Annotated in this window: 1 protein-coding gene; it reads right to left on the bottom strand. The window is 37.8% G+C overall.

The genetic code is table 11. The features are described 5' to 3' along the window. Window positions 1-18 precede the first annotated feature (18 nt). Window positions 19-13,230, bottom strand: a complete 13,212-nt coding sequence (locus ABC374_RS05105) for an amino acid adenylation domain-containing protein (RefSeq protein WP_413016314.1) — start codon at window positions 13,228-13,230, stop codon at window positions 19-21. Between the last annotated feature and the right edge of the window lie 5 nt (window positions 13,231-13,235).

The following is a 13,235-nucleotide window of genomic DNA, read 5'->3' as shown; positions in this document are numbered from 1 at the left end:
ACCCCCTCTGTATACTAGTTAAGATTTTATTCTTAAAAATAAATCATCCAATTGTTCACTAGTTAAATTCTCTATATCCAAAGGATTTTGGTGGTTTTTTAATTCCAAGATATTATTACAAATTTCATTGATTGATAGATTATTATTTAACATCGTAAGTGGTATAGATAGATTTAAGTCTCTTTCAAGAATATATTGCAGTTTCATAACCGTAACGGAGTCCATGCCTATTACAATTAAAGAAACATCAAGTGGTATCTCCTCCGTCTCATACCCCAACAAATCTGCTACAGCTACTGCTATTTTAGAGCTAACATTAGGAGTATCGTTTTGCTTGTTTCCTACCTGCTTTTCTATACTAACTACCTTGACCTCTTGTACTTTATCCTCGTCTTTTAGCTTATTAGTAATAGCTGGTAGCTCTATCCATCTTTTTACCTTTTTAAATGGATAGGTAGGTACAGGTACTCGTTTTACCCCTCTTACCTTGTAAAACTCTTTCCAATTTATATGGGCGAAGTTAATCCAAGCATCAGCTAGATCCATTAAATCATTATGAGATTTAGTTTCCGGACTAACGGTTATAGTCTCAGAAGAATTTAATGAGTTTACTGATTTACCTAAGGAACTTCTATAAATATAACTAGAGACAGTATTGGGTAATCTTAAGAATTCATTGCATTTATGAAGGAAATCTTCTCTTCCCTTTACAATCATTGCAATTCTCTCTTCCATGTATTCTCTCCCGACATGCAAAGTATAGATAAAATCCTCAAAGTTAATTTTTTCATCTTGATTAACATGTTCTTTTATTTGATGTACATAGCTCAACAATTGATCTTCAGTTTTTGCAGAGCAAAGAAAGAGAAAGGGTTCCTTATTATTAGCACTCTCTACTTTTACATCATCATGAACATATTCTTCAATGACTAAGTGAGCGTTAGTCCCCCCTACTCCAAACGAATGGATAGATGCTCTTCTTGGCAACTGTTCATCATTGTTAGAATTCTTTTGATCCCACGAAATAGTTTTATCGACAATATAAAATGGAGTGTCAACTAAATCTATTTCTTTATTTAGTTCTGTAACATTAGCTGTCATAGGAATAATTTTGTTTTCAAATGATTTAATTACTTTAAACAAGGATGCCATTCCTGAGGCCGCTTCCAGATGACCTATATTGGGCTTCACACTTCCAATTCCGCATTTTTTCTGCGGAGAACTAGAAATGTCTTCAAAAGCTTTTTTAATTGCACGAATTTCAATTGCATCGCCCATTTTCGTTCCAGTACCTTGAGCTTCAATATAACTGATTGTAGAAGGATTAATACCTGCTTTATGCCAAGCATCTTTGATAACATCCGCTTGGGCACTAGCACTTGGAACAGTTAAGGCAAAGCCTTTACCATTATGATTAACTGAGCTTCCTCGAATTACGGCATATATATGATCTCCATCTTCCTTCGCCATACTTAGTGGCTTCAGTAATATTGCCCCTACTCCTTCACCGCGAATATAACCATCAGCATCTTCGTTAAATGTTTTTACTATATTAGTTGGAGAAAGCATTCCAGCTTTTCTATAGGCTATAAAGTTCTTAGGAGATAATAGGATATTTACTCCTCCAGCTAATGCCATGTCACATTCATTTGACTGAATAGCTTTTATAGCACGGTGTATAGCAACAATTGAACTCGAGCAAGCCGTATCAACTGCTTCACTTGGTCCTCTAAGGTTATAAAAATATGAAATTCTGTTTGCTAAAATAGCATGCGAATTACCTGTAGCTAAGTGAGCTTCTACTGACACATTGTGTTCTGCTAGGAAATGTTCATAATCCTTATTAGATACTCCAACAAAAACACCCGTCCTGCTTCCGTTAATATCAGAAGGTTTATAACCAGCATCCTCTATAGTCTTCCAAGTAGTTTCTAAGAATAATCTTTGCTGTGGATCCATTAATGTAGCTTCTTTAGGCGATATACCAAAAAAGTTACTATCAAATTTATCAATGTCTTTGATAAAACCGCCATACTTTACGTCAGTATAATCTCCATCCTTTAGGGGATCTCCATAGTACTGCTCCCAATCCCAACGTTCTTTAGGGATGAGGCTAATATGAGACTCTCCTTGACGAATAGACTCCCAAAACTCATTAATTGTATCCGCCCCCGGTAACTTTCCATTCATTCCAATGATGGCGATAGGTTCATTTACAGGTGTATCTATTCTCTGATCATTCTTAAACTGCTTAACATTGTAAGCCTGATTCTTCCTATCCTCTTCCTCTATCACTTCCCTGTCTATAGTTGTTACTTCTTGATTAACAGCTTGAGGAGAAGCTTTTTCTAAAGGTAAGGAATTTAAAAATTCATCGATTGTAGTAGCTTCAAAGAAATCTACTGCACTTATATCTGGAGCAATACGTTCTTTTATTTCCTCTGATATTTCGGTTATGGCTATAGAATCTACCCCATAATCACTAAAGGACTTAGATAAATCTAAATTTTCTTTAGGCAACTTTATAACCTTACTGATTATTTCTATACACTCCTTTACATTATGTTCGATTTGGGGAGATTCTTTAGTTAACCCTAATGAATTTTTATTTTTGCTTAAGGGTTCTTCAAAAGTTTTGTATTTACCTACAGGCTTGGATGCTCTTTCTTCTCGTACATCTTCCGAAATGGATGGCCAATGAATTTGACCTTTAAACGGATACGTCGGTAGAGTTACTCGACAATAACCTTCTAATGAATCTGGCCATTCGATGTCCACACCTTTAACCCATAGATCAGCTAACTTTCTTAACTTATTATCCTTAATCCAGTTTGCTATTACTCGCTTGAGTTCGCTTTCTTCCCATATGGAGTCAACCTTATCCGGCTGAATTCCAATCATAATAGATGAAGATCTATTTACCTTTGATGGCTCTTGCAGATAGGTACTCAGCTGGTGGACTAATTCATCTGTATTAGCTACTATTAGAGCTAAGCGATGATGCATTGGTTCTCTTCCCACCTTTAACGTATGGGAGATATCCTTTAAACGAAACGACAACCTTTGAGAACATGTTATACCTTCATTTTCTGAAGGACTTAACTGCATAGACTCCATGATACTTTTAGCAATAGAAGTAATGCTTATTTCTTCAAGAATAGATGGTATCTCTATATTTTCACCGTATAATCGCTTTAGCTGCTCTTCTAACTCTTTATAAGACAACGGATCAAGGACTTGCCCAACTTCTTCATTAATATCTAAACTATTTACTTCTACATCTATTAGAGTAGAGAGACATCCAGCAACGCATTGTATAATTTCTTTTTCCTTTACTTTAGAAGCACGTTCTAAAGGTTTTCCTAACACGCTTAAAAGGTTGAGTGCATACTGTTTCAATTCTTTATCATTACTGGCTGACAATAAGATTAATTGTTCCTGCTGTTCTTCCTCTGCTTTCGTCTGCTTTTGCTCAATTGGTATATACTCTTCTAGAATTACATGTGCATTTACTCCTCCTGCACCAAAGGAGCTAATGCCAGCTCTTCTTGGGAATTGCTGTTCTACTCCATCTATAACTGCCTTTGGTTGCTTCCAATCTTCGAATTCTCTTTGAAGAACAAATGGAGTTTCCTCAAAATTAATATTTGGGTTTAATTCATCTGCATGAATAGATGGTAGCAACTGTTTGTTCTTTAATTGAAGAACCACTTTAGTCAAACCTGCTATGCCAGCTGCCGACTCACAATGACCGATATTAGATTTTACAGAACCAATAGCACAGTATTGTTTATCTTGAGTGTAAGTTCTGTAAGCATTAGTTAGGCCAGTAATTTCAATAGGGTCCCCTAGCTCTGTTCCTGTACCATGCGCTTCTAAATATGTGATAGTTCTAGGATTGATTTGAGCTTTCTCTAGCGCTCTTTTAATTACATCCTCTTGCTGTTTAGGGTTTGGTACAGTATAACCGTTAGTTTTACCATCATTATTAATAGCTGTTCCTTTGATAACGGCATAAATATTATCTCCATCTTGGATTGCTTTTTTGAGTGGTTTTATGAGAACGGATCCTATCCCTTCTCCAGGTACAAACCCATCTCCACCTTTTCCAAAGCTTCTGCAACGTCCATCTGAAGAGAGCATTTTCATCTGAGAATGCATAAGGTATTTGTTAGGGTGTAATAGTAAATTCACTCCCCCTACAACAGCCACTTCACACTCGTTTTGCTTTATACTCTGAGCTGCATAATGTAGACTAGTCAATGCAGAAGAACACATTGTGTCGATTGCGAGACTTGGTCCGTGGAAGTTAAAGAAATAAGAAATACGATTAGCAATAGAACCTGCGGAAGATCCTAATGCCACATTTTCACTATTGCTGTATTTATCTAAATAACCATATAAAGGATATTCCTGATACATAGCCCCTACAAAAACGCCTATATTCCCCTGATGTTTTCTTTGCAGTGAATTTCGTGTATAGCCTGCATCTTCAATACATTCCCAAGTAGTTTGCAAGAATAGCCGTTCTTGCGGATCTGTTCTTTCTGCCTCTTTAGGGGAGATATTGAAGAATAATGAATCGAACTTTTTAACGTCCTTTATAAAGCCTCCCCATTTTCCATAAACAGTACCTTTAATACGTTTATCTTCATTAAAGTAGTAATCATTATTCCAACGTTCTTTTGGAATTTCCGTAATACAATCTTTTCCTAGCTTCAAGTTCTCCCAGAACTCCATATGGTTATCTGCTTGTGCATACTTACCACTCACCCCGATAATAGCTAGATCACTATCAGAGTAATTACTAATTTGATCATTAAGATTCTCCCCTACTGAGGAAGAACTTTTCTGCTCTTTAGAATCTTTTTTTCTATCAGATGGTTTCTCATTTTCAGAAACCTTTTGATGATAAGTTCTATTTATGCTGTTAGCTAACTCTTCAATATTTTGGTTTTCGAAAAACAACGTCTTTGATGTAATGCCCATATCTACTTCTAATTTTTCGTTTAAGCGTGTAATTAAAAGTGAATTAATTCCATAGCTCTCAAAGGACGTTCTCTTATTTAGTCGATCCAACGGAATTTCCGTGATCTCTGAAAAAGCTTCTAGAAGGTAGTACTGTAACTTTTCATCCCCATCCCCTCCTTCAGGGGGAAGGTTCGACTCCTTGATCTCTCCGTGGTCAAAAACTGATTTCTCAGCTACTTTAGGTGGTAGAATCGTCTCCTTTTGGTACCAGTGAGATACCTGCTCAAAAGGATAAGTCGGTAAAGATAATCGGTATCCATCCTCGAAAAATTTCTCGATATTTACCTTTGATCCCTTAATCCAACTACTTGCGATATCCTCTACGACATAATTATCTTTATTCCATAGACCTCTTTCCGTGCTACCATCAACAGTCCCTACATACACATTTTTTATATTGTTGTGATGAGATACATAGGCTTCTAGTTTGTTTTTAAGGTCAGCTATATCCTCTGCGATGATAGCCATTCTTTCCTTCATTTCTCTTCTACCAACATGAAGAGTAAAGGCAATATCTTGAAGGTTCTCATCCTTCTCTGAATGATCTAAGAAAGAAATAAATCGCTCAGCATATCTTTTCATTTGATCTTTAGATTCTGCAGAAAATAAGCATACCTCCGAACGAGAAGATGGTACTGTATCAGCATGATTTTTTCTATATTCCTTAATTAACAGATGTCCAATTGATCCCATGGCCCCATAGGAACTTATTATTGTATGTTTTGGCTTACTGGTTTTCCAAGATGTTAACTGATCTATTATTTCTATCTGTCCATCCTCTAACATTAAAAAAGGATTAACCGGTTTCGTATGAATAGTGGGAGCAATTTCTCCATGTTTAAATTGTAATAATACCTTTGATAATTGAGACATGGCTGATGCTGACTCCAAATGGCCAATGTTAGGCTTAACTGAACCGACTTTAAGATGTTTATTTGTAAAAACCTCTTTTATAGCATTAAGCTCGGAGGCATCTGCCATACTGGATCCTGTTGCTGCACATTCTATATAATCAATTGCATCTATAGGTGTTGCGGTTTTATTCAATAGCCTTTGAATGGAGTTTACTTGCATTTTCTTATTTGGTGATCCATATCGAGAAGCTTCTCCATAGTGATTAATGACGCTTCCTTTTATAACTCCATAGATATGATCTTTATGATCAACCGCTTCTTTCACATGCTTAATTAAGACGGCACCTATTCCTTCCCCAGGTACTAATCCTGTTCCTTCAGCAGAGAAAGCAGCACTTCTATCATTGGTAGAAAGTAAACCTTGTTGAAGTAATGAATCATAGTGATAAGGGTGCGATATCAGATTCACTCCTACTATAATGGCTGCATCACACTCTCCTCTTTTTACACTCTCATAAGCTAAATGAATGGCTGTTAGAGAAGAAGCACAAGAGGTATTTATAGAAATACTAGGACCAATTAAACCAAAGTAATGACTAATTCGATTAGCAATAGAAGAATGTATGGCTGCTACTTTGGCTTGCTGATTTTTCTCCCATTCACTCTCTCCATAATTCTGATAGTCATTCCACATGGCACCTACAAAAACTCCAATTTCTGGTGCTTTGTTCTTTAAAGAATCAGCAGTATAACCAGCATCCTCAAAGCACTCCCAGACAGTTTGTAAGGCCAGCCTCTCTTGAGGATCCATGTTTCTTGCCTCAGAAGGGGTAATATTGAATAACATGCTATCGAATTGATCAATATCCTGAATATAACCTGCCCATTGGTCTTTTCTATACCCATCGCTCGTTACTTGAAGGTTATACAGCTTAGATCTTTCTTTGGGTAGATGAGTGATGCTATGCTTACCACTTCTTAGATTTCTCCAATACTCATCCATATTAATAGCATCTGGATATTGGCCGCTTAAACCAATAATGGCGATATCCTCTAGAACTGGTCGTTGCTCGCCGCTGCCTTCTTTGATATTTAAAACTTCTTCTTGTTTTTTAGTGGAATCTACCTGACTTGAATCCTTTAACGATAAGAGATCTTCTTTGTTTCTTGAATGGGAATGTTTCAAGGAACCTCCAAGAAAGCTATGAAGTAATATCTCATTGTCAGCTAATGAAAAATCTGCTCTTACTTTATCAAAATTATGTCCTCCAATTGGAACTAATCCAATATCAAATTCAGCTTGGCGATCCATTAATAACTGTCCAATATTTCCAACTTCAAAGAGAGCAAGTTGTTTAGCATAATCACCATACAAATAAGCAACTTCATTTACATCTGTAGTGGCAAATAGACAAAAACCAGAATTTCTATAATGTTTCCTATTAAATGGAGAATGAGTATACTCCATGTCAAAAGAGAGTTCTTGCCTGATAAGTAACAGCTTATGATTGAGTGGATCATATCGATAAAGCCCTTCATCTATACCACTTATTACTCCCTTTTTAATATATAAATAGAATTTAATGGAACCAGCAGGCAGCAAATTATAGGATAGATATTGATTTTTAAAGGATGTGTTTGGCTTTATCAACGATAAGAACTTACTGAAATTATAAAACGTTATTAGACTCTTATCGTAAGTTCTTTGAGAAGCACGTACATAATAGTCTGTCTCATTAATAGGAATTTCCTTCAGCAAGAAAATATCTTCCCTAGTTTTCACACGTCTAATATGAATCCTTTTCTCCATTAGTTCCTCTAATGTTTGAGGATCATTCATTGTATACTTAATTGTCTTAGACATATCTGCAACAGGTACGACTTCATGTTGCTTACTAAGAAGGTAGTTTCTTAAGCTATCCTGCATATCAGATACATTATGTTTATCCTCAGACTTATTTTTTACAGGAGTACTGATACATATACTATGGATGTACATGTGATTATCATCTAATTGGAAGAGATTCCTTATACGTGTGAAGTTCATTGCATTGATTACCTTTGCGTTTAAATCAAGTGACGGCATACGGCTTAATAACAGCTGATTAATATAGCCGCCATCCAGAATCGCCAGACCTTTACTGAACTCCTCACCATAAAAAGGAATGAATGCTTCCAACTGCGCTATAAAGAATAAGCATACATTGGAGTTTTCAAAAGTAATTTGATCGTTCTTCGCGAAGATATCTTTCTCAATACCTTTTATTCTCTGTATCAATACCAACCCATGCTTCTCAGGATGATAATAGTAAATACCTGGCTCTAATTCTTCCACTATACGATCTTTAATTAACACATAGGTTTGTACAGCATATTTACCTCCTGCTGATGGGTATAAGTAACGATCTTGCCCCTCTAAATTTTTTATTCGAAGGAGGCTCATTAGCTCACTAAGTTTGTCTATTGAGAAAGAATGACTTTCACCGTCATGTAACAAGTTTCGTCTTGAAATATAGTGACGATCTTGAAATTCTATATTCTCCAACTCAATAATAGAAGCTTGTCCTTGATTACCAATATCCAATTGATTATTCTCAGGGTGTACAGATGTATTCTGGGTAATATATGTAGATATCCCTGTTATAGTAGGGTTTTCTAAGAAAGCTTCTACGGGTAAGTGAATACCTTTTTCCTCTTTAAACCTTTGTGATAGCTTCATAATAGTTAGTGAAGTAACACCTAAATTAAAAATATCATCGTTCTCATCAGTGATCCTTGTGCAAGTAATTTCCTCAATTATTTGTATTAAATATTGAGTATATGAAATATCCGAAGATGGTTCAGTTAAAACTACAGTTTGATTGTTATGGACATATCTTATAATTTCATTAATATCCTTACTTTCAAGAAACACTTCAACAGGTACAGATACTCCACAATTACCTTGAATAGCTTGAGCAATTTTAACAATGGTAATGGAAGTAATACCCAAATCAAAAAGGTTATCAGAGAGTTTCACATCTCTTTTCATAACTTCTATAAAACTATTAATTACCGATTTATCTTCTAAATCAGAAGGCTGGTTATCCATTCTTTTATCTACTATAACCTCTGGTAACTTTTTATAGTCTAGCTTCCCATTTACGGTAAGCGGAATTTCAGTTATTGGAATAATTAAATTAGGAATCATATAAATTGGAAGCAAGTTCCGTAAATACTGACGTATAGAAGGTGTGGATGCTGAATAATCACCGACAATATAGGCAATAATCTGTTGATCATCCAAGTCATCTTTTACTGTAACTACTGCATCCTCTATAAGTTCATTGGTTTTTAATGCTGCTTCGATCTCCCCTAATTCAATTCGGAAGCCTCGTACTTTAACCTGATTATCATTTCTACCCACAAATGCTAGCTCCCCACTCTCCATATAGTGGGCTAGGTCCCCCGTCTTGTAGAGACGTTCCATAGGGTGAAATGGACTTGGAATGAACCGTTCTTTTGTCAGTTGGTCCTGATTTAGATAGCCTCTTGCTACACCTAATCCTCCTACATACATTTCACCTACAGTCCCTCTCGGCACAGTTTGAAGGTGCTCATCCAATATATAGACCTGAAGATCTCGAATAGGAGTCCCTATTATACTATTTGACGAATAGATATCCTTCTTAGTAATGGGACGATAGGTCACATGCACGGTAGTTTCTGTGATCCCATACATATTCACCAACTGCGGTTTTTGATGACCATGACGGTCAAACCAGCCTTGAAGCATGCGTGGATCGAGTGCTTCTCCTCCAAATATGACATAACGTAAAGCAAGAGATGTAGAGCGTTCGTTCTGCTCATCTACCCTCATTAGCTGGCGAAACGCCGTCGGCGTTTGGTTTAAGACTGTGACCCTTTCTTGCACGAGTAACTCATAGAATGATTCAAAGGTTCGAGTTGTCTTATAAGGAACAATTATCAATTTCCCTCCATATAAAAGGGCTCCCCAAATTTCCCAAACGGAAAAATCAAAGGCGTAAGAATGATAAAGTGTCCAAGTATCCCGCTCATTAAAGTCGTACCACTCTTCCGTTTCGTGCATCAAACGGATAACGTTTTGATGGGTCACCAACACTCCTTTCGGTCTCCCAGTTGAGCCAGATGTATAAATGACATAAGCTAAGCCATCTGTGGCCACAGGTACATGGAAATTCGTGACAGCTTTCGAAGACCAAAAGTGTTGATCACGATCTAAACAAATGAGTGCGGCTTTCGTTTCTTTAAGCGAGGAAAGCACGGTTTCTTGGGTTATTACCAAGGAAACATCCGAGTCCTCCAAGATATACGCAAGGCGATCCTTTGGATGGGCCGGATCTAGCGGTACATAAGCACCTCCCGCTTTTAAAATTCCCAATATTCCGACCATCATATCTAGTGAGCGTTCCACACAAATACCCACCATCACTTCAGGTCCTACCCCCCTCGACTGCAGGTACCGTGCCAATTGGTTAGATCGCTCGTTGAGAGTTTGGTACGTCATTACTTCATGATTCCATTTGAGCGCAAGGTTTTGCGGATAAAGCTCCACTTGGCGTTCAAACCACTCATGAATCGTAGAAAAGGTATCTGAATGTCTTCTCAATGGTTTTTCCTTCCAGTTCTCTTCATCAGAAGCAAGCTCAGCTAATCGTTCACTGAAATGGGTAAACAGTGTCTGTTTAACAGCCGGCGAAAACAGCCCTTCCATCATGTCCCAATGAAAATGAAGAACACCATTCTTTTCGACTGGAATCATATCTAAGTAAATACCTGGCGTTTTGGAGCTACTATACCCCATCTCCCATCCCGAAGGGAGGCTTATTTCCTGATCTTCCACAAGATTCGTAAACACAATAGGGAAGGAAAGATATCCTTCATCTTTACGGCCCATCGCACGCTTCCGGAGTCCATGCATCCCACTCACTAGGTGATGAGAGAGATCCTCCTCCAATTCCTTTTGATTGACTCGGGCTCTATGTAAGAAAGATTGTTCAGTTGGAAGGGACTCAATATAGCTGAGAGAAGTAAAATCCCCTATCAATTCGTTCACTTGCTTATGAATAAATGGACGATCCCAATTCACCACTACCGTGGTGAAAGCATGGTCAAAGTGGGTGGCTAATACCTCTTGAAAAGCTGTTAGTAGGACCGTCCCAGGTTTTACGCCCCAACGGGCTGCCTTTTCCTTCAAGGCTCTCCAGTCCGATATTACTCCTTGCATGGTTGAACGAGACGATTCGCTTGTTAAGGAAGGGATGGGACCTGGAACGATGGTTGCCATCTTCTCCTCCCAATACGCCCGTGCCTTTTGTCCTTCTGCTGATTGACGTTGCTCGTTTATGTACTGACAGTAGTCCCGGTAAGAAACTTCCAACGGAGAGAGCTTGGTTTCTGGATTCTCATAGAGAGCTATAAGCTGTTGATACAGTAAGAACAAACTTGCCCCGTCCGCAATCAATGCATCGGTACATAAATGGACATATGAGAGCTCTACACCTTGAGTGACCCGAAGGTCAAAAAGCGGCCACTTTCCTAATGGAAATACTTGATTCTGCAATTCCTTACGAACCTGTAGAATATGTGCATCCAGTTGATGAGCATTTTGAGCTAGGTTTACTGGAATCTTATAGGCAGGTACTTGGGTCAAAATTTCTTGCGTTCCATCGTCATGTACAATAGCTCGCAGCATCCCATGATGCTCAATGAGTTGTTGCAAGGCCTGTTGAAGACGAGAAACATCTAACTGTCTAACCTGAAATTCTTGATACATTTGACAACTCTGTTTGTTTTCTCCCTGCAGACGCCCTACCACATAAGTTTGTTGGAGATCCGTAAGTCCAAATGAAGAAGACGTTGTGGATGATACGACCATTTGGTCTTCCAAGATGATTTCCCGTAAGCGACGTTCATATCTCCCAAACATCTCCTCCACTAACGGTCGAGGAAGATATCCTTCCGCTACATCCCAATTAAAGTGAAGCACACCATTGCGTTCTGATATTTGATGATCCAGGTACACCTGCGGTGTTTGCGTAATGTTATACGTCATATAATGGAACCAACTTGGTCGCCCTTGACCTACTTTTCCTACGTTATTTAACATACTTGTAAAGACGACTGGAAAATTGGGGATTGATTTATCTTTGTGCTTGGCTCGTAAATCACGCATAGCACGAATACCACTGACCGAACTATGATCTAAGTCTTCCCAAACCTGTTTTTGATTGGCCTGAGCCTGTTGCTTCCAATCCTTGTAACGTTGATCCGCCACAAAAATGTTCGTGGAGATGAAAGGTCCAACTACTTGATCCAACTTTGGATGAAGAGGTAGTCGGTTAAAATAGGTTTGTATGAGTGAAAAAGAAGGCAAATCACTATACTCCTCTAATACTTGAGAAAATAAGGTTAATAAAAGAACGGTTGGGGAGACTTCTAGTTCCCTAGCTTTTTGTTTAATTTTTTTCCATTTTTCTTCCTCTAGCTCTCCTGTCAAACGATACCGTGGAACATAAGAAAATCCCTTCTTTAATTGTGGCTTCCCCTGAGGGAGGGACGGCCCCCCTGGAGCCGCCTCTAACTTATTCATCCAATAATTTAGATCGCGTTTAAACACATCGGATTGTTCAAATTCTTTCCAAGCCATGACCATATCTCTAAATGACACATCTAGGTCTGGTAACTCATAGCTGGAATCATGATATAACTGATACCATTGATCTAGCAGTAAATCCACGCTCGCTGCATCTACAATCCATTCATCAATACTTAAGTGAATGAGAACATTCTCATCAGGGAGTAGCGAGAACTGAAGATCAAACAAAGGCCATTGACCTGCTTCATATAGTTTATGAGAAAGTTCATTACGAACCTTTTGTTTATGGGTTTCAATGGTGTCATTATCGACCATCCTCAAATCATGAACTGGCATATCAAAAGCTGGTACTTCGTGCAAAATGCTTTGTTCACCTGATGAATTAATTATGGTATGAAGCATTTCATGATGGTGAACTAATTCCATCCAAGACTGTTTTAGCTTTTGGACATTGAGATCCTTTTTCTCAAATTCACAGTAAATGTGACAACCTATTGTATCCTGACTCATTCCGTAAAATTTCCCTATTAGAAAAGACTCTTGAATATCAGTTAAAGGAAAACAATTAAATCTATCGTTATCATTCTTTCTCAGTCTTGGATATTTAAGTTTTTTTATATCCTTGTAACTAGATTGAGTGTTTATAGATAGCTTCTCTCGCATTTCTAAAAGGTACTGCCTTTTTTGGTCTTGTGATAACTGTAAAAAGTCTTCTTTATGCAACATGACCT

It is taken from the genome of Peribacillus phoenicis (genome assembly GCF_047238085.1).
GTDB lineage: Bacteria > Bacillota > Bacilli > Bacillales > DSM-1321 > Peribacillus.
Note: the sequence above shows the minus strand (reverse complement) of the source record. Positions and strands in the feature narration are given on the sequence as shown.

Bases quoted from the DNA above. Each gene is read 5' to 3' on its own strand.
- ABC374_RS05105 (WP_413016314.1), bottom strand. From the start codon at position 13,230: ATGTTGCATAAAGAAGACTTTTTACAGTTATCACAAGACCAAAAAAGG.